This is a genomic window from Streptococcus sp. HMSC061D10 (assembly GCF_001808865.1).
Lineage (GTDB): Bacteria > Bacillota > Bacilli > Lactobacillales > Streptococcaceae > Streptococcus.
Window position 1 is genome coordinate 185,264 of sequence record NZ_KV795020.1, and the last position, 22,677, is coordinate 207,940.

Annotated in this window: 19 protein-coding genes; 3 read left to right on the plus strand and 16 right to left on the minus strand. The window is 40.3% G+C overall.

What is annotated here, in order from left to right:
* Positions 1-61: 61 nt before the first annotated feature.
* The 4 genes from HMPREF2728_RS07540 to HMPREF2728_RS07555 form a co-directional block, all read right to left on the minus strand.
* A complete protein-coding gene (locus HMPREF2728_RS07540) occupies positions 62-1,258 on the minus strand; it encodes an MFS transporter (protein ID WP_075227537.1) in 1,197 nt (398 codons plus the stop codon).
* A gap of 221 nt (positions 1,259-1,479) precedes the next feature.
* A complete protein-coding gene (gene asnS, locus HMPREF2728_RS07545; protein ID WP_049530249.1) occupies positions 1,480-2,823 on the minus strand; it encodes an asparagine--tRNA ligase in 1,344 nt (447 codons plus the stop codon).
* A gap of 150 nt (positions 2,824-2,973) precedes the next feature.
* Entirely contained in the window at positions 2,974-4,152 is a 1,179-nt protein-coding gene (locus HMPREF2728_RS07550; protein ID WP_075227538.1) for a pyridoxal phosphate-dependent aminotransferase, read from the minus strand.
* Positions 4,149-4,637: a cell wall elongation regulator TseB-like domain-containing protein gene (locus HMPREF2728_RS07555; protein ID WP_025171282.1), complete on the minus strand. Its 489-nt coding sequence runs from the start codon at positions 4,635-4,637 to the stop codon at positions 4,149-4,151. The genes HMPREF2728_RS07550 and HMPREF2728_RS07555 overlap by 4 nt, the downstream gene beginning before the upstream one ends.
* Positions 4,638-4,898: 261 nt before the next feature.
* Between HMPREF2728_RS07555 and HMPREF2728_RS07560 the strand changes: the two genes are divergently transcribed.
* Complete coding sequence (locus tag HMPREF2728_RS07560) at positions 4,899-5,447, plus strand: NADPH-dependent FMN reductase (protein WP_075227539.1); 549 nt, start codon at positions 4,899-4,901, stop codon at positions 5,445-5,447.
* A 50-nt stretch (positions 5,448-5,497) separates the two neighbouring features.
* Here HMPREF2728_RS07560 and HMPREF2728_RS07565 read toward each other — a convergent pair whose 3' ends face one another.
* A complete protein-coding gene (locus HMPREF2728_RS07565; protein ID WP_075227540.1) occupies positions 5,498-6,688 on the minus strand; it encodes an O-antigen ligase family protein in 1,191 nt (396 codons plus the stop codon).
* 210 nt (positions 6,689-6,898) lie between these two features.
* Between HMPREF2728_RS07565 and birA the strand changes: the two genes are divergently transcribed.
* Positions 6,899-7,834, plus strand: a complete 936-nt coding sequence (gene birA / locus HMPREF2728_RS07570) for a bifunctional biotin--[acetyl-CoA-carboxylase] ligase/biotin operon repressor BirA (RefSeq protein ID WP_075227541.1) — start codon at positions 6,899-6,901, stop codon at positions 7,832-7,834.
* 55 nt (positions 7,835-7,889) lie between these two features.
* Here the strand turns inward: birA and HMPREF2728_RS07575 are convergent, their stop codons facing one another.
* The 7 genes from HMPREF2728_RS07575 to HMPREF2728_RS07605 form a co-directional block, all read right to left on the minus strand.
* On the minus strand, positions 7,890-9,080 hold the full coding sequence (locus tag HMPREF2728_RS07575) for an acetate kinase (protein ID WP_060955412.1): 1,191 nt from the start codon (positions 9,078-9,080) through the stop codon (positions 7,890-7,892).
* 49 nt (positions 9,081-9,129) lie between these two features.
* A complete protein-coding gene (locus HMPREF2728_RS07580) occupies positions 9,130-10,083 on the minus strand; it encodes a class I SAM-dependent methyltransferase (protein WP_075227542.1) in 954 nt (317 codons plus the stop codon).
* A 103-nt stretch (positions 10,084-10,186) separates the two neighbouring features.
* Positions 10,187-11,299, minus strand: a complete 1,113-nt coding sequence (locus HMPREF2728_RS07585; RefSeq protein ID WP_075227543.1) for an N-acetylmuramoyl-L-alanine amidase family protein — start codon at positions 11,297-11,299, stop codon at positions 10,187-10,189.
* Positions 11,300-11,419: 120 nt separating this feature from the next.
* Positions 11,420-13,027 (minus strand): CTP synthase, encoded by a 1,608-nt coding sequence (locus HMPREF2728_RS07590; RefSeq protein ID WP_075227544.1) that lies wholly within the window; start codon positions 13,025-13,027, stop codon positions 11,420-11,422.
* Positions 13,028-13,343: 316 nt separating this feature from the next.
* Positions 13,344-13,919, minus strand: coding sequence for a DNA-directed RNA polymerase subunit delta (rpoE, locus tag HMPREF2728_RS07595; protein ID WP_000418422.1), 576 nt, complete (start codon positions 13,917-13,919; stop codon positions 13,344-13,346).
* Between the two features lie 281 nt (positions 13,920-14,200).
* A complete protein-coding gene (locus HMPREF2728_RS07600; protein ID WP_075227545.1) occupies positions 14,201-15,400 on the minus strand; it encodes an ABC transporter permease in 1,200 nt (399 codons plus the stop codon).
* Complete coding sequence (locus tag HMPREF2728_RS07605; RefSeq protein ID WP_006147212.1) at positions 15,397-16,290, minus strand: ABC transporter ATP-binding protein; 894 nt, start codon at positions 16,288-16,290, stop codon at positions 15,397-15,399. Before HMPREF2728_RS07605 ends, HMPREF2728_RS07600 begins: the two co-directional genes overlap by 4 nt.
* Before the next feature lie 327 nt (positions 16,291-16,617).
* Here HMPREF2728_RS07605 and HMPREF2728_RS07610 point away from each other — a divergent pair, with 327 nt between their 5' ends.
* Positions 16,618-17,523, plus strand: coding sequence for an alpha/beta fold hydrolase (locus HMPREF2728_RS07610; protein WP_075227546.1), 906 nt, complete (start codon positions 16,618-16,620; stop codon positions 17,521-17,523).
* A gap of 119 nt (positions 17,524-17,642) precedes the next feature.
* On the opposite strand, the gene pheT is transcribed toward HMPREF2728_RS07610, so the two are convergent.
* The 4 genes from pheT to ldcB form a co-directional block, all read right to left on the minus strand.
* Complete coding sequence (pheT, locus tag HMPREF2728_RS07615) at positions 17,643-20,048, minus strand: phenylalanine--tRNA ligase subunit beta (RefSeq protein WP_075227547.1); 2,406 nt, start codon at positions 20,046-20,048, stop codon at positions 17,643-17,645.
* Positions 20,049-20,125: 77 nt separating this feature from the next.
* Positions 20,126-20,635, minus strand: a complete 510-nt coding sequence (locus tag HMPREF2728_RS07620) for a GNAT family N-acetyltransferase (RefSeq protein WP_075227548.1) — start codon at positions 20,633-20,635, stop codon at positions 20,126-20,128.
* Positions 20,635-21,681, minus strand: a complete 1,047-nt coding sequence (gene pheS / locus HMPREF2728_RS07625) for a phenylalanine--tRNA ligase subunit alpha (protein ID WP_075227649.1) — start codon at positions 21,679-21,681, stop codon at positions 20,635-20,637. Before pheS ends, HMPREF2728_RS07620 begins: the two co-directional genes overlap by 1 nt.
* Positions 21,682-21,957: 276 nt before the next feature.
* On the minus strand, positions 21,958-22,674 hold the full coding sequence (gene ldcB / locus HMPREF2728_RS07630) for an LD-carboxypeptidase LdcB/DacB (protein ID WP_075227549.1): 717 nt from the start codon (positions 22,672-22,674) through the stop codon (positions 21,958-21,960).
* Positions 22,675-22,677: the final 3 nt, after the last annotated feature.

Below are 22,677 nucleotides of genomic sequence, written 5' to 3' on the forward strand. Positions count from 1 at the left end.
CTTTTCCTCTTGCTATTGTACCACAGGATGATCCTTTGGGCAAATAGGTTTTCGTGCTTTACTAAGTTTTTAAGTCCTTATCTAATAGCTTGCCCATCCTTGTCAGACTGATTATTAATATAGGATAAATGAAAAGCAAGATAAGACCTAGAACTAAAAAGACCGCTACAAGACCCCAACGATCGATCAACCAACCTGTCAGTGGAAATATGACAATCATGGAAAGACTAAAGAGCATGGAATTGATACTAAGCATAGTTGCTCTTACACTGGAAGGTAAATAACCTTGTAAGTCATTGAAATAGATAGGCTGATAAACTGCATAAAGTGTATCAGTTAAAAGATATACAAGAAGAAAAGCAAAGGGGGTTCCTAAAAACACCAACAACAAGGCCAAGCCCGTTAGTGCAACAAGAGTCGGAAAAACTCGATTGCTATTCCATTTTTTACCAATTTGACTAGCTACATAAACTGCTATAAGATTTAAGCCACTACCAATCAGCATGACCAGCGATACCTGCCATCCTGCTAAGTCACTTATTTTCTGCTGATAATAAAAGTAAAACATGCACATGAGTGTCCCGACTAGCTGATAAGTCATCATCCAGTAAAAAAGTACTGGTTTTTCCTTCCATTCTTTACGAACTTGCTGGACAATCATTTTAAAGGTTAAGACTTCATTTTTCTCTCTCTTAGCCATTGGTTCTTTCATCAAATAAATCAAGATTATAGACAGAAATGAAAATCCTATAGCAATCATATAGGTCCAGGCAAGTGCTCCGTGAATAAAGAAGCCTGCCACAACTGTACCTAGGGTTCGGGTGACTTCTGCCACACCAGATAAAAAGCTAGAAATCTGAAGATATCGGTCCTTTTGACCCGCTTCAACCGCCGAATCATATAAGAAAGCGGTACTAGTCCCCGAATCAAAATTGTAGGACCAAGCATTAACCATCATGGCAATCGCATAAATCCAAAAATTCCCCTGACCAAACAAAATCAAGATAGAGGACACAATACTGGCCAAGCGAGCCAAATAGAGATTGGTCTTGTAGCTAAATCGATCAGCCAACATACCAGATGGGATTTCACACAAGAGACTTGTCCCATGAAAGATACTCTCTAATAGGCCGATTTGAAGCAAGGATAGACCATTTTGGATGAAAAATAAAATCCAAAAACTGGTAATCCCAAAATAAGAAGTGAATTCCAGACCTGCTAGGAGTGGAATATTGCGTTTGTAAGTTCTTTTAAACATTGTTTTCTCTCTTTCAATATGTAATATGAGTTTTTCTAAAAGACTTACTTAGAGTTGCCTACATTTTCTCCACCTCTTTCATTTAAAGTAATACTCAATGAAAATCAAAGAGCAAACTAGGAAAAGCCGCAGGCTGTACTTGAGTACGGCAAGGTGAAGCTGACGTAGTTTGAAGAGATTTTCGAAGAGTATAAAAACGCCAGACGGCGTTTTTATGGCTATTAAGGTTTGATACGGTGCAACATACGTGGGAATGGAATAGCTTCACGGATGTGTTTAGTTCCAGCTGCAAAAGTTACCATACGCTCGATACCGATACCAAATCCACCGTGTGGTACAGTACCGTATTTACGAAGGTCAAGATAGAATTCATACTCTGTACGATCCATACCAAGTGATTCCATCTTAGCGACAAGGGCATCGTAGTCTTCCTCACGCATTGAACCACCGATGATTTCTCCGTAACCTTCTGGTGCAAGCAAGTCTGCACAAAGCACGCGATCTGGGTTCCCAGGAACTGGTTTCATGTAGAAAGCCTTGATGTCAGCTGGATAGTTGATCACGAAAGTTGGTACACCAAAGTGGTTTGAAATCCAAGTTTCGTGTGGTGAACCAAAGTCATCTCCATGCTCAAGATGTTCGTAGTCAGCATCTTCATCATTTTCATGCTCTTGCAAGAGATCAATCGCTTCATCGTAAGTAATACGTTTGAACGGCTCAGCAATATAACGTTTCAAGAGCTCTGTATCACGTTCCAAGGTTTCCAAGGCTTGAGGAGCACGATCTAGAACACCTTGGAGCAACGCTTTAACATAAGCTTCTTGTAAGTCAAGTGACTCGTCGTGTGTCAAGTATGAATACTCAGCATCCATCATCCAGAACTCAGTCAAGTGACGGCGAGTCTTAGATTTCTCTGCACGGAATACTGGACCAAAGTCAAAGACGCGACCTAAAGCCATAGCACCTGCTTCAAGATAAAGCTGACCAGATTGACTCAAGTAAGCTGGTGTTCCAAAGTAGTCTGTTTCAAAAAGTTCTGTAGAATCTTCTGCCGCATTTCCTGAAAGGATTGGGCTATCAAATTTCATGAAGCCATTCTTATCAAAGAACTCATAAGTTGCATAGATAATAGCGTTACGGATTTGCATCACTGCTACTTGCTTACGAGAACGAAGCCACAAGTGGCGGTTATCCATCAAGAAGTCTGTTCCATGTTCTTTTGGAGTGATTGGGTAATCTTGAGATTCACCGATGACTTCGATGTCTGTAATATCCAACTCGTAACCAAATTTAGAACGTTCGTCTTCTTTGACAATCCCTGTCACAAAAACAGATGTTTCTTGGCTTAGGCGTTTGATGGTGTCAAATTTTTCAAGACCTACTTCTTCTCCAAATTTTTCGATAAAGTTTGGTTTAAAAGCCACACCTTGGAAAAAGGCTGTTCCGTCACGCAATTGTAAGAAGGCAATTTTCCCTTTTCCAGATTTGTTGGCAACCCAAGCACCGATAGTGACTTCTTGACCAACGTAATCTTTTACTTCGATAATTGTTACACGTTTTGTCATCATTTATCTTCCTTTTTTCGTTTAACTTGTCCAAAGACATCATTACTCACTATTTTACCACAAATAATGCCTGATAGCTAGCTTGTTCGACAGAAATTCATAAGTTTTTAAACACAAAAACCTCCGCAAAGAGGACGGAGGTTTAACTTCTTATTTTTCCATAAATAGGTGCAAACGACGAATAGCTTCTTTAAGAGTTTCCAAGTCTGTCGCATAGCTGAGACGGATATTCTCTGGCGCACCAAAGCCTGCTCCTGTAATCAGGGCCAGACCAACTTCTTCAAGAATAGCCGTTGTAAATGCTGTTACATCTATATAGCCTTTCATCTCCATAGCTTTTTTAACATTTGGGAAGAGATAGAAAGCTCCTTGCGGTTTGACTACTTCAAAGCCAGGGACTTGGCACAAGAGAGGATAAATAGTATTGAGACGTTCCTCGAAAGCCTGACGCATGGTTTCTACAGAGTCTTGTGGACCAGTTAGCGCTTCGATTGTTGCGTATTGAGAGACAGCAGTCAGGTTAGAAGTCGTTTGACCAGTCAATTTACTCATAGCAGCAATGATTTCTGGATCACCTACTGCATAACCTACCCGCCAACCAGTCATAGCATAAGCTTTAGATACACCATTGATGACAATGGTTTGTTTGCGAATAGGTTCTGAAAGACTAGAGATTGGAATAAATTCGTTACCGTTATAGACCAAACGACCATAAATATCATCGGCCAGGATGAGGATATCATGTTCAACAGCCCAATTTCCGATAGCCAAGAGTTCCTCACGAGAGTATATCATACCGGTAGGATTAGATGGTGAGTTCAGAACCAAGACCTTGGTCTTATCTGTGCGAGCAGCTTCTAATTGCTCCACAGTTACTTTAAAGTGATTGTCTTCCTTGGCTTGGACAAATACTGGAAGGCCACCAGCCATCTTAACCTGATCTCCATAGCTGACCCAATATGGTGTTGGAATAATGACCTCATCTCCAGGATTAATCACAGCCATAAAGAAAGTATAGAGGGAGAACTTGGCACCGGTAGCAAATGTGACCTCATTAGCCACTACAGAATAACCATAATAACGTTCAAAATAGGTATTGACTGCTGCTTTTAACTCAGGCAAACCTGAAGCTACCGTATAGAAAGAAGCACGTCCATCTCGAATGGCTGCAACAGCAGCATCTTGAATATTTTCAGGAGTATGGAAATCGGGCTGACCTAAAGTTAAGAAAAGTACATCTTTTCCTTCAGCCTTTAACTTCTTTGCTCTTGCATCACTAGCCAGAGTGACACTTTCTTCCATTTCTAAGACACGTTTAGATAATTTCATAGCTTCTCCTTTTCGATTAGGGCACCAGTTTCAAAATCTACTAGATAATAGTCTCCTCCAGACTTGATTTCCCAAACAGGCTTTTCAGCATAGCGTCCAAAGGTAACCGTATCAATTTCAGTAGCTCCTTTTTCTCTAACAACTGCTTCTGCTTTTTCTTGTGAAGTACCATTTTCTAGTTGATATACGTAAATATTGTTATTACTTTTCTCTATTAAAACAGCAACTGGTTTCTGATTCTTATCTTGACCAAGAACGCTATAATAGCTTTCTAAGCCATTAAAGATATCAACTTGGCTGACCGTTTCTAGATTCGCATACTGCTTAGCCAGTTTTTCCCCTTCCACCTTTGCTGTCTGATAAGGCTTCATGCTAAGCCACACCAAATAGAGAAAGGAAGAAGTCACAACTAGAGCCAACAGGGTCAAACCAATGCTGTACTGAAATAATAAGGAATTTTTTTCTTTTTTCTGTCTCATTTTCACTCGTCTATTTTACCATCTATCCAAGTGAATTACAAGTGAATAAAGGAGGAGGATTTGGCTCGGAACTTCTCTTATGACAGGAGTATATGACGCTTGAATCATTGATTTCACAGACTTTTCATAATCTCTACTCCTAAAAATAATCTTGACTATCATCGATTTTTATTTTCTGAGCAGATTTCTTGCAAATGATTTCGTTTTGTTGTAACATTGTTTATAACAACAGAGAAAGCTCTGATTAAAATATAAAGGAGACTCCCTATGTCTAAAAAAGTATTATTTATCGTTGGTTCACTTCGTGAAGGTTCCTTCAACCACCAAATGGCGCTAGAAGCCGAAAAAGCTCTTGCAGGAAAAGCTGAGATTAGCTACCTTGACTACTCAGCAATCCCACTTTTTAACCAAGAACTTGAAGTTCCAACTCTTCCAGCTGTAGCAGCAGTTCGTGAAGCTGTTCTGGCTGCTGATGCTATCTGGATTTTCTCTCCAGTCTACAACTTCTCAATTCCTGGAACAGTTAAAAACTTGCTTGATTGGCTTTCACGCGCTCTTGACTTATCTGAAACTCGTGGTTCATCTGCCCTTCAAGATAAAATTGTTACTGTGTCTTCAGTAGCAAATGCAGGTCATGAACAACTCTTTGCAATCTACAAAGACCTCTTGCCATTCATCCGTACACAAGTTGTAGGTGATTTTACTGCAGCTCGTATCAATGATTCTGCTTGGGGAGATGGTAAACTAGTCCTTGAAGACAGTGTTGCTACTTCACTAAAACAACAAGCTGAAGACTTGGTTCAAGCTATTCAATAATTGAATTGAAAAAAAGATAGTAGAAAATGTTAATTTCTACTATCTTTTTCTTAATCAACTAATTCATCAATCATACTATGTTTTAGTGGTAAACTACACATCACTAACAGGAAAATAAAAGATGATTGAATCCAAAAGAGAGCCAAATCAAAAATTCCGTGCACAGCTACTACTGTCAAGAAAGAGAGGTAAAGTCCAAGGATAGGACGCTTACTAGGTACTTGACTCATATCAATCAACATTCGTACCGGAGTGGCAGAGGCAATCCCCAAGAGAACGGTACCGACAACTCCATAACTCAAAATCGTATCTATATAAATACTATGAGCATGTTCATGATAAGGTGCTCCAATACGAGGGAAAGAGTGCATGTAGGTTAGCGGTCCTTCACCCCAGAATGGATTTTGCTTAAACAAGGCCATTCCAGCATTCCAGATAGAAACACGTTCTTCCATAGATGAATCTAAGGTTCCCATTCGAACACCCAAATCACTCGAAAATAGAAAGGCTAAACCAACCCCAAAAACTCCTATACTAAGCCAGAAGGCACGCCAGTTTTTAATGGTCGTGAAGAGGTAAATGATGGCTCCAAAGATGATGGCTGGAAAAGCCGTCCGATTCTGCGTAAAGTTTAAACCGAATAAATTAGCAAAGATGGCAATCATAGAAAAGATTCGTAACCACCTTAACTTAGTTGTGCTAATCAGATAAAAACCAATCATGATACAGAAACAACAGATAATTCCATAGTAATTAGGGTTAAAGAAGGCAACCTCCGCTCGGTTTTGATGCCAAACCTGCATCCGTGGTGAGAGGAAGGTATAATCAAATTTCTTTACAATTTGGAAATGTTCCAAGGCTGCAAAGACTGCTGCCAAGACACTCGAGGCTAAAACTCCTTCAATCGCCAACCTGAAAAATTTAGGAGTCAATTGAGCTTGGTAATAGTAAAAGAAGATGGCAAACAGAAACATGGCCACCGAAGAAACTACTCCCATCACATTTTTTGCTAGAAGAGAAATTGCAGTGCTATAAGCAATAAAAAAGAGCAAGATAGGGTGTTGAGACAAACGTTTCAAGATTCCCTTCATCTCCCCGGTATATACTAACCAAAGTAAGTAAGAGATAAAAATAATAACAAAAAGATAAAAAGGGAGAAAAATACTCAGAATAACTCCTAAAAGAAGTCCTTCTTGTTTCGATAAACTTTTTAACTTTTCAATGACACCTATTGATTTCACAACAGATCCTTTCCTTCTGAATATCACATTCAGATAAATAAGTTATTAAAACATTTTACCATTTTTCAAGAGATTTGAAAACCTCTTTGCCTCTATACTCCTAACTAAAACTGGGTAAAATTTTATAGTTAGCTAAGATTACTTGAAAATCGCTATCCCTTTTTTAAAAATATGGTACAATAAATCTAATTGTTCCAGAAAGGGTCTAGCATGAAATCCTACCAAGAAGTCTATAAAATACTAGCTACTGAAACTGATTATCTAAGCGGAGAAAAAATAGCTGAGAGATTAAACCTATCTCGAACTTCCGTATGGAAGGCGATCCAACGTCTCCAACAAGAGGGGCTGGAGATTGACAGTATCAAAAATCGTGGGTATAAACTTCTGGACGGAGACCTTATCTTGCCTCAGGAAATCGAAGCGAATAGTTCCATTACTGTCCAGTTTAAACCCTCAACAAAATCTACCCAAACCGATGCTAAAGAGGCTATGGAAGCTGGTGCTAAAGGGGATAAACTCTACCTTTCCACTAGCCAAACTATGGGACGCGGTCGTTTTCAACGTCCTTATTACTCACCTGATAAGGGGGGAATTTACATGTCCCTTCACCTACAACCCAATCTCCCTTACCAGAAACTTCCCGCCTATACACTTCTAACAGCTGGGGCTATCTACAAGGCTATCAAGAATCTTAGTTTGATTGATGTGGATATCAAGTGGGTCAATGACATTTATCTGAACCAGAAAAAAATTGCTGGTATTCTAACAGAAGCCATTACCTCCGTCGAAACTGGACTCGTTACAGATGTTATCATTGGGGTCGGGATCAACTTTTCTATCGCTGATTTTCCCAAGAATCTACAAACTAAAGCTGGAAGCCTATTTACTCAAAATACTCCCATTACTCGCAATGAATTGATTGCTGAAATCTGGAAATGTTTCTACGAAACAGAAGCCGATGAACTCCTCTATCTCTATAAAAAACGCTCTATCGTTTTAGGAAAAGAAGTCTCCTTTAAGCAAGAGCACCAAACTATCTCAGGTAAAGCCTGTGACATCTCTGACCAAGGACAACTACAGATAGAATTAACCACTGGTGAAAAAATTTGGCTCAATAGTGGTGAAGTTTCGCTGACTAAATGGTAGTTCTACTAGATCAAAAAAATCGACCTTCAATAAGAAAGGTCAATTTTTTGTTCTTTTATTTTTTCAAACGTTCAACATCACGCGCGATAACGAGTTCTTCATCCGTTGGAATAACAAGTACACGAATTTTTGCTGCTTCTGTTGAGATATCTCCAGTCACACCAAAGACATTTTTCTCTGGATCTACATCACAACCGAACCAAGAAATACCAGTGATAACTTTTTCACGCACACCAGTTGCATTTTCACCAACTCCTGCAGTAAAGATAATGGCATCTGCTCCGTTTAGGACAGCCAAGTATTGTCCGATGTGTTTCTGGATACGGTCAACGTACATTTCAAGAGCCAATGTTGCATCAGGATCACCTGCTTCCATTGCTGCTTGAACATCACGCATATCACTAGACTTACCTGAAACACCCAACAATCCTGACTCGCGATTGAGGATGCGACTGATATCTTCAGGCTTGTTAAAGTCCTCTGTATATTGCATTAAATATGGAATGATAGCCGGGTCAATATCCCCTGTACGAGTTCCCATCATAACACCACCAAGTGGAGTGAATCCCATTGAGGTATCAACAGATTGACCACCCTTAACAGCTGTAATAGAAGCACCATTACCGATGTGACAGGTAATCAATTTCAACTCTTCAAGTGGGCGTCCCAAGAGTTTTGCTGCTTCTTGTGCAACGTACTGGTGACTTGTACCGTGAGCTCCATATTTACGAACCTTGTTTTCTGTATAATACTTAGTTGGTAATGGATAACGGTAGGCTTTCTCTGGCATTGTTGTGTGGAATGATGTGTCAAAAACTGCTACACTTGTGATCTCTGGCAACAATTCTTTGAAGGCACGAATTCCAGCAGCGTTTGCAGGGTTATGCAATGGAGCAAGAAGTCCTAGTTCTTCGATTTTTTCTAGAACATCCCCTTCAACAACTGTAGACTCTTTGAAGTATTCTCCACCTGCAACAACACGGTGTCCAACACCAGTAATTTCATCATAAGCTTTGATAATATCAAAACGGATCAAGTCATCAAGCAAGATTTTTACAGCCAAAGTGTGGTTTTCAATGTCAAGAACTTGCTGTTCTGAACGACCATCAAACTTAACTGTAGAAATAGAATCTTTCAATCCAATGCGTTCAATCAAACCTTTTGCAAGTACTTTTTCTTCTGGCATTTGGTAAAGTTGCCATTTCAAACTTGAGCTTCCAGCGTTAATTGCAATGGTTTTTGTCATAATGTTTCCCCTTTTTTAAGCGTTTTCAACTATTATATCAAAATTTATACTAGATTTCATGTTCTTGACACCAATTTTGAAAATTTTCCTTAAATTCCAACAAAATTTCAGGATCTCGAAGACTAGCAAGTGGATAAACGAATGGCTCAAAGCCTTCTACCACTTTCTTTTGTACAACAAAAATGGTCTTAGACTGGGCTCCTTGAGCGAAGAGATCCTCTGGTAAAGCTACGATAGCTACTAGTTGAGCCTGGTCAGTCAGCCAGGATTTCAAGAGGTCACTCTGGGAACTCGTCAAAAGATCTGTTGGTGCAAGGAAAATAGCATAGCCTCCCGTCTTAAGATACTTGAGAGATTGCTCCATTAATAGATGATGAGCATAAGTATGTTCATCCTTTGCTGCCACTTGGTAACGTGAAGCAATCTGATCGTCTGGGTAGTAGCCAATCGGGAGGTCGCTCACGATAATATCACTTTCTTTTAATACTTGTGGACGTACTGCATCTCCTTGGACAAAGCCCATTTGAAGATCCATAACTTCCGCCATGCTTGCAGCCAGATCAATCAAGAGATCATCAAGCTCAATCCCTAGGTAATCTACCTTTTTGTTCATGGACGTTAAAAAGCTAGCACCCAGAATTCCCATCCCAGAGCCCAATTCTAGTAGACTTAGATCTTTAGCAGGCCACAATTGCTCCATCAAAAAAATCATCAAGTGACCAATCGCATCTGGTGTAAACTGGTGGTTGGCCTGAAGAGGTTCTGTTTGTGCTGCCTTCATTAATAAGAATTGGTAGGTTCGTAACCACTCTTCTTTTCGAAGAGCCAATCGTTTTAAAGCTTGATTGTTTTTCTTGACATCTTCCAGATTTGTCTGACCATCCAGATAGATTCCATTTTGCTCAATTAAGGCATCGTAAAAATTTGTCGTCAAATCATTTTGAATGATTTGGACATTTTCTAGTAAATAGGTATATGCTTGTTCAATTTTTTCAAAATCCATACCCTTATCTTACCAAAAATAATGTCCTTTTTCCAGATTTTCATAATTGTGCAAATGAAAAAAAGAAAATCTACCTTCCTAATAGATTTTCTCTGTTTCATGATTATTTCCAAGCACCACTGGCATCTACATAGTAGCCATCTGGTGTGTATGTGTTGCGAAGCATATTACCAGATGAAGCCAGATAGTACCACTTACCATTGTCTTTGACCCAGCCTGTTGCCATTGCACCAGAATCTTTTAGGTAATACCAAGAGCCGTTATCTTTGATCCAGCCTGTTGCCATTGAACCTGAGTCTTTTAGATAATACCAAGTACCACCATCTTTAAGCCAGCCTGTCGCCATTGAACCTGAGTCTTTTAGGTAATACCAAGAACCGTTATCATATAACCAATCAGCTGAAATCATAGCTCCTGACGATTTAAAGGCATACCAGCTGCCACCTTGATGAAGCCATGTTTGATTAAACATAACCCCTTTATCATCCATAAAATACCAAGTTCCTCTGTCCTTAACCCAAGCATCTTTAACTAGTTGGCCTTGTTTTTGATAGTACCAGTTTTGTTTTGATTTTAGCCAGCTAGCAGTTTCAAAGATTGGAGAAAGTTCTACATATGATCCACTACTATTATATTTCCGAACAATTCTTCCTGGTTTAATTAAATTAAGAGTTCCTTCTTCACGCCAGGCAACAACAGATTTTCCTGATGTTTCAGTTGGAAGGTTTGCAATATAAGATTCATTTAGAGAATCCCATGAACTTTCTAAGATTTGATCCCCATCGAGAACAAAGTAACCACTCTTAGCGTCATCTGAATAAACATCGTCAACTACTTTAGTCGACCAAGTCTTCACTTCATTTCCACTCTTAGCTTCTACCACAATATTCCCACGGTATCCATAAGGGATATAAAAGTGTAGAAAACGTCCCATATCTTCAGTTTTAGATACTGTTCTTTCCTCAGCTAAGAAGTTAGTATTTTGCTTTTCTCCATTCAATCTAACTGTCCATTCGATCGCGCTATTACTAGGTAAATCTAACACTTTAATATTTACTTCATATCCATTATTAATCTTGCTGACTTTCCCATTCTCGTATCGAATACCACCTTTAATAGGCCATACCTCTTGTAATTCAAAAGCCTTGGCAGATTGAGGGAGAGCCAACATAGCTAAACCTGTTAAAGACAAACTAAATAGTGTGATTTTTTTCATAGGATTTCCTCCTGTTTTTTTATTTACGTTAATTATATCACTATGTTATTTTTTTGCAAGAGATATCCTAAATTTATATAGGAAAAACCTCTGAGATGACTCTCAAAGGTTTAATCATGACTATTTACTATTTTCAACCGCTGCTGTTACAAAAGCAGTATAGAGTTCTTCTGGGCGGTTTGGACGACTTGATAGCTCTGGATGGTACTGACAAGCCACAAAGAATTTATTTTCTGGAATTTCCACAATTTCGACCAAACGATTATCTGGTGACACTCCTGAAAAGACAAAACCTGCTCCTTCAAACTGTTCACGAAAAGCATTGTTAAACTCATAACGGTGACGGTGACGGCGTTGCACCACCTCTTTGTTATGATAAGCTGCCGCTGCCTTAGAACCACGTTTTAACTTAGAAGGATAAAGTCCCAAACGAAGGGTACCACCCATGTCCTCAACATCAATCTGATCACGCATGATATCGATGATAGGGTATTTGGTATCAGGATTTAGCTCTGCTGAATTAGCTCCTTCAAGACCTAAGACATTACGGGCAAACTCGATACAGGTCAACTGCATACCCAAGCAGACTCCAAGCATTGGTACATCATTTTCACGCGCATAGCGAATCGCTTCAATCTTACCTTCTGTTCCACGTTGGCCAAAACCACCTGGAACGATGATTCCGTCAGCGTCAGATAGAAGTTCTGCCACATTGTCAGCTGTCACATCGTTAGCATTGACCCAATCAATCTTCACTTCTGCATCATTGGCATAACCAGAGTGTTTCAAAGCTTCAACAACTGAGATGTAGGCATCTTGCAACTCAACATACTTACCAACAAGGGCAATCTTGACTTGTTTTTTGAGATTCATGACCTTGTCAACCATAGCTGACCACTCTGTCATATCTGCTGCAGGTGCATCAATTTTCAAATGGTCACAGACGATTTGATCCATGCCTTGTGCTTGCAGATTAAGTGGGATTTGGTAAAGATGATCCACATCCAAGGACTCGATAACTGCTTCTGGCGCCACATCACAGAACTGGGCTAGTTTATTTTTAATCCCTTGTCCTGCTGGTTTTTCTGTACGAATGACCAACATATTTGGCTGGATTCCCAGACCACGCAATTCTTTGACAGAGTGTTGAGTTGGTTTGGTTTTCATTTCACCAGCTGCCTTGAGGTAAGGAAGCAAGGTCGTATGGATATACATGACATTATCTGCACCCACATCTGCTTTCATCTGACGAAGAGCTTCTAAGAATGGAAGGGACTCGATATCGCCGACTGTTCCCCCAACCTCTGTAATAATAACATCAGAGTCAGTCGTTAGAGCAGCACGCTTGATTTTTTCTTTCAAAGCATCTGTAATATGAGGAATAACTTGGACAGTTGCACCCAAATACTCTCCACGGCGTTCCTTACGAAGAACTTCGCTGTAGATTTTACCAGTTGTCACGATTGAATATTTGTTGAGGTTGATATCGATAAAACGTTCATAATGACCCAAGTCCAAATCTGTCTCAGCCCCATCATCAGTTACAAAGACTTCCCCGTGCTGGTAAGGGCTCATGGTTCCTGGGTCGATATTGATATAAGGGTCAAATTTTTGAATGGTCACCTTCAAACCACGGTTTTTTAAAAGACGTCCAAGACTCGCTGCAACGATCCCTTTTCCAATAGACGACACCACACCACCAGTGACAAAAATATATTTCGTAGACATAGATTCCTCTTTCTAAAATGTTCAAGGTCTTGTTCACTAACAGGGGATTGAGAAAACAAGACCTTCATCAATAACTACACCCCAAGAAGAAAAGCTTCTTGGAAAACAAAAATAGCTCCCTAATAACTAGGGAGCTCCGACCTCTAAAAGAGGTGCCCGAACAATATATTACCTCAAAATGAATCATTTGTCAAATAGAACAAATCGTTGACTTGGCGCATTCCTGCTTACAAAACTAATTCAGACTAATACAAAAAAGCTGGACTAGGAAATCGAGACTTGATAGACCGATTCCTGCTCCAACTCCTTTTTATTTTTATTCTTCCTCTTCTTCAGAGTCTTCGTCGTCTTCTTCATTAAGATCGACTTCTTCATCTAGATCATCTGGGGCGATTTCATTGATTTCAGCATCGTAGGCTTCCACTTCATTCTTCTCATCATCTGGATTTTCATCATCATAAGAAAGAGCTGGATCTTCTTCGTAGGCGTCTTCATCCTCTGGATCATCTGCACTGTAATCAATAGCATCTGCATCACCATCCATAAAGGCGTTGACACGTTTTTTCTTAGCCTTAGGTGCTACTTCTTCATCATCACTTTCTTCAAGAGCAATGATTTCCTCATCGATTTCATCCACTCCATACCATGAACGAAGGCCCCATTTGTTATCTCCAAGTGAGATAAAGCTACCGTCAAAGTTTAACTCTGTATAGAACAAAGGCAAAGCTTCACGAATATCGCTATTAGAGGTACCGAGATAGTTTTGGATTTCATTAACCAAATCACTAAAATGCATTTCGTGATCACGACCACGGAGTTCCAAGATGGCACGAGCCACCTCAATCATAGATAGTTCACTTTTTTCTTGCCCAGCAAATACTTCTAATTCCAAAGCGTTTCTCCTCATTTTTTACTACTAACGTCAGAGTGGATAAACTCTGATCTCATTTTATCATGTACTCTTTATTGTACGATAATTTTGCCTAATAGTCAAAGGTTTAGGAGAAATAAATGTGAAATATTTCAGCTAATCAATACTCAATGAAAATCAAAGAGCAAACTAGGAAAAGGCCACAGGCTGTACTTGAGTACGGCAAAGCGACGCTGACGTGGTTTGAAGAGATTTTCGAAGAGTATAAAAGACCTGGGAGATACACTCACAGGTCCGATACTTTATTTATAACTTAAAGCTCGTTTAAAGGTTTTCCAGATACCTAAATCATCTGTTTGGAGAACTAGACTAGCATACATACGTCCGATAAATGCTGTTGCAGTAACTGCAAAAATAATCGTTATAGCAAGCGAAATCCAAGCTTCTAGTCCATTAGCGTAACCATTGATAGCTCTGAAAGGCATAAAAAAGGTCGAAATGAAAGGAATATAAGAACCGATTTTCAAAATCAAATTGTCTCCTGCGGCTCCTAGTGCAGTAACGCCAACAAAACCAGCTATTATCAAAATCATCAACGGAGACAAGGCCTTTCCTGCATCTTCGGGACGAGAAACCATGGAACCTAAGAAGGCTGCCAAGACTACATACATGAAGAGACTGACTAAGATAAACAATAAGGTGTTAAGCGAGAAGGCCTCTCCCAAGTGATTTAGAATACCTGAATTAGCCAAGATAGGCATATCCTTAAAGAATAAGATAGCTCCAAGACCACCAACGACATAAATACCAATATGAGTCAAAATCACAAGAAGTAAGGCAATCATGCGTGCGTAGAAATAATGGCTAGCACGAATGCTTGAGAAGACCACTTCCATGATTTTGGTTCCTTTCTCGCTGGCTACTTCTTGAGCAGTGACACTAGCGTAAGTAATCAAAATCATATAGAGGAAGAAACCCAGTCCTGCAGCCGCAAAGGTTTGAACCAACTTTTTATTTTCCTTGGCTTCATCAATCTGTTCTGTAAATTGAACCGTTTGAGCCAAGCGTTTTTCCTGTTCCTGAGACAAATTTGCTTCTGAACGGTTGAGTTGGGATTGGAGTTCATTCAACTTAGCGGTCACTGCTAACTTAATGCCACTCTCTAGTGAAGTTTCACCATGATAGACTGCCTTGAGGACACTGTTCTCCTGGTCAATAGTTAGATAGCCTTTTATTTTTTCATCCTTGATGGCTTCTTGGGCACTCGCTTCATCCTTATAGTCAAAGTTAAGACCATTGGTCGATTTAAGTTCTTCTGTAACAAGAGGAACAGAACTAACTACTGCTACCTTACTATTTTGAGCCAAGGAAGAACCTTGGAGAACACCAATTCCTCCAGATAGACCTAAAAAGAGGAAAGGCGAAATCACCATAAAGAAGAAACTCCACGACTTGACATGTCTTAGATAGGTTTCTTTGATTACAACCCACATATTTCTCATACTTCCACCCCTGATTCTAATTTAAAGATTTCATCGATTGTTGGAGCTTGTTGATCAAAAGTCGCGATATATTGACCTTGAGTCAAGATTGGAAAGAGCTCTCTACCTGCACTTTCATCATCTAAAATCAACTTCCAACTACCTTGCTTGGTCAAGCTAACCTGTTTAACATGAGGAAGACTCTCCAGTTCTTCCTTGCTTCGTTCGCTTGAAACAAAAAGTCGTGTTTTCCCGTATTGATTGCGGACCTCTTGAACCGGTCCATGCAAGACGACACGCCCATCACGAATCATCAGGATATCATCACAAAGTTCTTCGACATTGGTCATGACATGGTCAGAAAAGATAATGGTTGCTCCACGCTCTTTTTCTTTCAAGATAACCCGCTTAAGGAGTTCGGTATTGACTGGATCCAAGCCACTAAAAGGCTCATCTAGGATAATCAAGTCTGGCTCATGAATCAAAGTGATAATCAGCTGAATCTTCTGTTGATTTCCTTTTGAGAGACTCTTAATCTTGTCCGTCAGTTTTCCCTTGACTTCCAGTTTTTCCATCCATTGAGGGAGTTTTTCTTTGATTTCCTTGGTGTCCATGCCTTTTAGGGTCGCCAAGTAACGAACTTGTTCAAGGACTGTCAATTTAGGCATAAGACTACGTTCTTCAGGGAGATAACCAATGCGAGCATAAGTCTCCTGACGAATATCTTGACCATCAAGCTCAATCTCCCCTTGATAGTCTAAAAATTTCAAAATACTGTGAAAAATAGTTGTTTTCCCAGCTCCATTTTTCCCAACCAGCCCCAAAATACGACCTGGTCGTGCTTGAAAGTCAACACCAAACAAAACTTGCTTAGGCCCAAAACTTTTCTCTAGATTCCTTACTTCGAGCATCATCCACCTCCGAAATTTATTGCACTCATTATACTCCTTTTTGATAGCTTTTACAATGATTTATGTACATTTTTAAATCTTGATTTCAAGAAGGATATTTTCTGGATAGGAACTTTATTAGCTTATCACCAAGCATTTTAGTCCTCCAGATTTTAAGTGATAAATTTATTATACTCATTTCTTGATAAATCCGTTGGCTATGTCCTCAAATGTTCATTTTTAGTCCTGAATTGTTACTACTAATCTTCATCATCCTGCCTAGCTTATCGTGCTATTTTATGGTATATTTTTGATAGACTATAGATTATCATCAGCAAGGAATCTGATATGAAAAAAAGACTTAAACTCGAACCAAACAACAATAACTTAATCATTTGGGAAGCTGAACAGGCAAAAGCCGTTCTTCAGCTTGTACATGGAATGGTTGAATACGTAGAACGATATGAAGAATTTGCTCTAGCCATGAATAAAGAAGGCTTTACTGTTATCGGCCATGATCATCTCGGCCATGGTCATACCGCTCAAAATCCAAGTCAACTCGGAGTCTTTCCTGAATCTCCCGAGGAACTCATCGATGATATTGAAAGAGTGACCTCCTTCATTCAAGAAAGCTTTCCAGGACTTCCAATCATCCTTCTAGGGCATTCTATGGGTTCTCTTATGTGTCGCTATTATGTAGCTAAACGAAAACCACCTATCAATGCCTTGATTATCATGGCGACTGGTCAACAATTTCAGTTTTTAACTCGATTTGCTCTCATCCTAACAGAATGCATTCGACTTATAAAAGGGAATAAACACCGTAGTAAACTTCTAACCTACCTGTCCACTGATAGTTTTAACCGTAGTATTAAAAATCCTAAAACATCCGTAGATTGGCTCTCAAAAAATGAGGAATCCAATCATGCTTATCTGAAGGATCCATTCTGTCAATTCATACCTACTATTCCTATGTACAGATCTATTTTTTACTTTTCTAACCAAGTAGCGAGTAAACAAGTGATCGATGAGATTCCAACCCAACTCCCTATTCTCGTGATTTCGGGACAAGAAGATCCTCTAGGCGAAAATGGCAAAGGTATAGAGAGATTTGTAAAACTCCTAAAGGCTTCACATTCGAAAGTAAGCCTCCGATTAGTTGAAGAGGCTCGTCACGAAATTCTAAACGAGAACAATCGAAACGATACCTATCACTTCATAGCTGATTGGATGACAAAAAATACCGATGTTTGATCATCTTGTAACAGTATTAAAAAGGAGTTGTTTCCCCGTCAATTTGATTCAATCATCAGGCTAAAACTTGATGATTTTTTCTACTAAAAAATCCATCCCTAGGGATGGATAGAAGGTTTTTAACGCACTTCTGCATTCACTTTTTCTTCTAGTGATGCTTGGATTTTTTCCATGTAGCGTGCGACTTCTTCGTCGGTCAAGCTATCTTCTGGATTTTGGAAGGTCAAGCTATAAGCCATTGACTTCATACCAAGTCCTAGTTTTTCGCCTGAGAAGACATCAAAGAGTTTGATAGCTGTCAAACGTTTCACGCCTGCAGCTTGGATAGCGTCTACAACTTCTTGGTGTGTGACTTCTGCCTTGAGGAGAAGGGCGATATCACGGCTCACCGCTGGGAATTTGGTGATTTCCACAAATGGAGTGGCTGGTTGAAGAGCTGTCTCAATAGCTGAAAGGTTGAGCTCTGCTACATAAGTTTCTGGAATATCGTAAGCTTTAGCTGTAACAGGATGTACTTGACCGAGGAAACCAAGGACTTGGTCACCGAGTGAGATCAAGGCTGTACGTCCTGGGTGAAGACTAGCAATTTCAGAGGTTGCTGTATAAGTCACTTCAAGCCCCAAGCGAGCAAAGAGAGCTTCCAAAATTCCCTTAGCATAGAAGAAGTCAACAGGAACTGCCGCAGTTTGGAAGTCTTTTTCAGCAACTAAGCCAGTCAAAGCAAAGGCAAAGCTATTGATTTCATTTGGCAATTCTTCTTTTGGATTTCCTGTTTGTTCAAAAACTTTTCCAATCTCGTAAAGAGCCAGGTTTTTGTTCTTACGAGCTACGTTGTAGGCAACTGTATCTAAAATACCTGAAACCATATTTTGACGGAGGACTGAACGGTCCACTGTCATTGGCCACATCAATTCTGTCAAATGACTTGGTTGAATCGTAAACTCAACTGCTTTTTCAGGAGTTGTTAGAGCGTAGGTGATGATTTCTGTCAGACCCGCTCCTTCTGCAATGGTACGTACTTGACGACGAAGTTTTTGTGTCGCAGTCAATTCACCTGCTGTCCCATCGTCTTTTGGAAGACTGGTTGGCAAGCGGTCATAACCATAGATACGAGCGATTTCTTCAAAAAGATCCGCTTCGATAGTGATGTCCCAACGACGACGTGGTACGCTTACTGTGAAGCTATCTGCATTTCCAGAAAGGCCAAATCCAAGACGACGGAAGACATCTTCTACATCAGCAAATGAAAGCTCTGTACCGAGGACACGGTTGACATCAGCAAGAGTTGAAGAAACTTCCACATCAGAAGTGTCAAGCTCACCTGCTGAAACAATGCCCTTACGCACTGTTGCACCTGCAAGCTCTGCAATCATGCTCGCTGCCGCATCAAGGGCTTCATTGACAGTTGCCACATTGATGCCTTTTTCAAAGCGAGAAGAAGATTCTGAACGAAGGTTGAGGCGACCACTAGTCTTACGGATAGATTTGCCATTGAAAACAGCTGCTTCAAGGACAACACGACTAGAGCTTTCAGAGATTTCTGTAGCCTGACCACCCATAACACCTGCAAGGGCTACTGGTTTATCAGCAACAGTAATTACGAGGTCATTTGTTTCCAAGTCACGTTCTTCACCGTCCAAGGTCACCAATTTCTCACCAGCACGAGCCTCACGCACACGAATCTCGTTTCCTTCAAAGGTATCTAAGTCAAAGGCATGCATGGGCTGACCAAAGTAAAGCAAGATATAGTTGGTTACGTCAACTACATTGTTAATCGGACGGATACCTTCATTCATGAGAAGATTTTGCAACCATTGTGGACTTGGTGCGATGGTCACATTATCCAAGATACGAGCCGCATAGTAAGGAGCCTTGTCTGTCTCAATGCTGACAGAAAGAGCGTCTGCTGCAACTTGGTCCGTTTCTGTTAAGGTAAATTCTTTAAAGTTGACTGCCTTGTCATAGATAGCTGCTACTTCGTGAGCTACCCCACGCATAGAAAGAGCGTCTGCACGGTTAGGTGTGATAGAAAGCTCGATGATTTCATCATCCAAGTCTAGGTAAGAGAAGACTTCCTCACCTGGAACGGCATTTTCTGGCAAGATTTGGATACCATCTGCAAATTCTTTTGGTACAACTGAGTCAGAAATTCCCAATTCACCAAGGGAACAGATCATTCCGAGAGATTCCAAACCACGGATTTTCCCTTTTTTGATCTTGTAGTTGTCAGCGATACGAGCACCTGGAAGTGCCACCATGACCTTGATACCAGCACGCATATTCGGTGCACCACAAACGATTTGACGGGCTTCTTCTTCGCCAACGTTAACCTGACAAACATGGAGGTGAGTTTCTGGCACATCTTCACAAGACAAGACTTCTCCGACGACAATTTTTGAAAGACCAGCAGCCGGTGATTCAACACCTTCTACTTCGATCCCTGTAGTTGACATTTTCTCAGCCAACTCTTGTGATGGCACATCAATATCCACCAATTCTTTTAACCATTTGTATGATACTAACATAATTTAGTTTCCCAGAATGACCGTTGCCACTCTAGTTTTTTTCCTTTCCTATCATTTCATATAGAAGAATCATCTTCTTACCTTAATTTCTTTTTCAGTAACCAATCCGTATCTACCTTTTGCCCAACCATAAAACTATGTTGGCTAAATTTTTCAAAACCATATCGATTATAAAATGCTTGAGCTTTTGTATTATGCTTCCAAACACCTAGCCAAGCCCAGGAAAAACCATTGTTTTCGGCAAGTTCCAAAGCGAATTCAAATAGTTGCTTACCAAGTCCAAATCCTTGGTATGTTTGTAGCACATAGAGACGTTGAATTTCAAAAGCGTTCTCTAATTCTCTCTCGGTTTGAGCATTCCCCCAGTTAACTTTGAGAAAACCAGCTATCTCCTCTTCATGCATAATGAAATAGGTCGCTGATTCAGGATTTTCTAACTCAGCTGACAAAACTCTCAGACTATAAGCCTCTTCAAAGTATTTCTGTAACTGCTCTTCCGTATTATCATGAGCAAATGTTTCACGAAAGGTTTGTTTGGCAATCTGGGACAACACCCCAACATCTGTCTTTTCTACTTTTCTAATCATTATTTAAACTGTTCTGAGAAGCGGACATCGCCTTGGTAGAATCCACGGATATCGTTGATTCCGTAGCGAAGCATGGCTACACGCTCTTGACCAAGACCAAAGGCAAAGCCAGAGTAAACAGTCGCATCGATACCACTCATCTCAAGGACACGTGGGTGAACCATACCGGCACCCATAATCTCGATCCAACCTGTTTTCTTACATACATTACATCCGTCTCCGCCGCACTTGAAGCATGAAACGTCAACCTCAACAGAAGGCTCTGTGAATGGGAAGTAAGATGGACGCAAACGAATTTGACGCTCTTCACCAAACATTTTTTGGACAATTAACTGAAGAGTTCCTTGAAGATCGGCCATAGAGATGTTTTTCCCAACAACCAAACCTTCGATTTGGTGGAATTGGTGACTGTGGGTTGCATCGTCCGTATCACGACGGAATACACGTCCTGGTGAGATCATCTTCAAAGGACCTTTAGAGAAGTCATGGGCATCCATCGCACGCGCTTGAACTGGAGACGTGTGGGTACGGAGCAAGATTTCTTCTGTGATATAGAAAGTGTCCTGCATATCACGGGCTGGGTGGTCTTTTGGAAGGTTCATACGTTCAAAGTTGTAGTAATCTTGCTCCACTTCAAATCCATCCACAACTTGGTAACCCATACCGATGAAAATATCTTCAATTTCTTCACTAGTTTGTGTAAGAACGTGACGGTGACCAGTCGCAACTGGACGACCTGGAAGTGTCACATCAATGCTCTCGCTAGCTAATTGTGCAGCGACTTTCTTTTCTTCCAAAAGCTTAGCTGTTTCTTCAAAGGCAGCTGTCAAGATATCGCGCGCTTCATTGACGTGTTTCCCGATAACAGGGCGCATTTCAGCTGATACATCCTTCATCCCTTTGAGAATTTCAGTCAATGAACCTTTTTTACCAAGGACAGAGACACGCAATTCTTGCATTTCTTTTTCATTTTCAGCAGTAATCTGCTTCAAGCTAGCTAGCGTTTCTTCACGAAGCGCTTTTAATTGTTCTTCAATAGTTGACATAATTCCTCCATCAGTCTCTCGTAGATAAAAAGAAAACCACATGTCAAAAACTCCACTCGGAGCGTTGACACGCGGTACCATCCGTTTTCATCTGACAAGTCAGACCTTTATTTCTGAATCCATAGGCAAGTGAATTCACCCAGCTTTCATATAGAGAGCTTTCAGTCACGGCTCTCCTCCCTGATATACTTCCCCTGAGATACTAGTCTTGCAGATTCCTATTTAATTATTATTCATTTTATCAAATTTTAAGTAATCTTGCAAGATCTTTTGCGACTAATCAACATAGTCTCCACCTTCAAAGCCATAATACTCTTCCAGACTGAGGCCACTTGCAGCGATTTCTTTGGCTTCTTTGCCGACGTAGCGAAGGTGCCATTCCTCGGCCATATAACCAGTTTCTTTTTCCTTACCTTTGAGATAACGGACGACAAAGCCATAGTCAGCCGCATGGTCCAAAAGCCATTGGGCAGCCTTTTCTTCTGTCACTAAGTTTCCATTTGTTCCTATTAGGTCAAAGGCAAGCCCAGTTTGGTGTTCACTATAGCCAGGTCTTGCAGAATAGCGGTCAGCCTCAGCCTTGCCATCTTGGTTGACATAATCCTGATACAGTTTAACCTGAGTTTCATAACTTCTAAATCCACTATAGTGGTCGCTAATCGGGAAACCTGCTTGCTGCATAGCTGCAATGAGTTTTAACAGTTCTGCCTTTGCGGTAGGATTTTCTCCTGGATTGTAATCTTTTGACATAGGATAATGCTTATTAGCGACAACAATCTCATCGTACTTTCCTTGAATGCTGTAGTGATCTCCTTTGTTAACCACTTCTGCTTTCTTTTGACTAGCTTCTTGAGACTTACTTCCCGCGGTTCCTTCTTCTACAGTCTTTTGTTCTGTAGAAGACTTGGCCTCTGTAGTTGCTGTCTTTTCTTGCGAACATGCCGCCAATGTCAAGGCTAATAATCCTGATAAGATAAGGTATCTTTTTTTCATCTG

What these genes read in the sequence shown, in the direction of transcription:
- HMPREF2728_RS07540 (WP_075227537.1), bottom strand. Translation starts at nt 1,258, where the DNA reads ATGTTTAAAAGAACTTACAAACGCAATATTCCACTCCTAGCAGGTCTG.
- asnS (WP_049530249.1), bottom strand. Translation starts at nt 2,823, where the DNA reads ATGACAAAACGTGTAACAATTATCGAAGTAAAAGATTACGTTGGTCAA.
- HMPREF2728_RS07550 (WP_075227538.1), bottom strand. Translation starts at nt 4,152, where the DNA reads ATGAAATTATCTAAACGTGTCTTAGAAATGGAAGAAAGTGTCACTCTG.
- HMPREF2728_RS07560 (WP_075227539.1), top strand. Translation starts at nt 4,899, where the DNA reads ATGTCTAAAAAAGTATTATTTATCGTTGGTTCACTTCGTGAAGGTTCC.
- birA (WP_075227541.1), top strand. Translation starts at nt 6,899, where the DNA reads ATGAAATCCTACCAAGAAGTCTATAAAATACTAGCTACTGAAACTGAT.
- HMPREF2728_RS07575 (WP_060955412.1), bottom strand. Translation starts at nt 9,080, where the DNA reads ATGACAAAAACCATTGCAATTAACGCTGGAAGCTCAAGTTTGAAATGG.
- HMPREF2728_RS07580 (WP_075227542.1), bottom strand. Translation starts at nt 10,083, where the DNA reads ATGGATTTTGAAAAAATTGAACAAGCATATACCTATTTACTAGAAAAT.
- HMPREF2728_RS07585 (WP_075227543.1), bottom strand. Translation starts at nt 11,299, where the DNA reads ATGAAAAAAATCACACTATTTAGTTTGTCTTTAACAGGTTTAGCTATG.
- HMPREF2728_RS07590 (WP_075227544.1), bottom strand. Translation starts at nt 13,027, where the DNA reads ATGTCTACGAAATATATTTTTGTCACTGGTGGTGTGGTGTCGTCTATT.
- HMPREF2728_RS07600 (WP_075227545.1), bottom strand. Translation starts at nt 15,400, where the DNA reads ATGAGAAATATGTGGGTTGTAATCAAAGAAACCTATCTAAGACATGTC.
- HMPREF2728_RS07605 (WP_006147212.1), bottom strand. Translation starts at nt 16,290, where the DNA reads ATGCTCGAAGTAAGGAATCTAGAGAAAAGTTTTGGGCCTAAGCAAGTT.
- HMPREF2728_RS07610 (WP_075227546.1), top strand. Translation starts at nt 16,618, where the DNA reads ATGAAAAAAAGACTTAAACTCGAACCAAACAACAATAACTTAATCATT.
- pheT (WP_075227547.1), bottom strand. Translation starts at nt 20,048, where the DNA reads ATGTTAGTATCATACAAATGGTTAAAAGAATTGGTGGATATTGATGTG.
- HMPREF2728_RS07620 (WP_075227548.1), bottom strand. Translation starts at nt 20,635, where the DNA reads ATGATTAGAAAAGTAGAAAAGACAGATGTTGGGGTGTTGTCCCAGATT.
- pheS (WP_075227649.1), bottom strand. Translation starts at nt 21,681, where the DNA reads ATGTCAACTATTGAAGAACAATTAAAAGCGCTTCGTGAAGAAACGCTA.
- ldcB (WP_075227549.1), bottom strand. Translation starts at nt 22,674, where the DNA reads ATGAAAAAAAGATACCTTATCTTATCAGGATTATTAGCCTTGACATTG.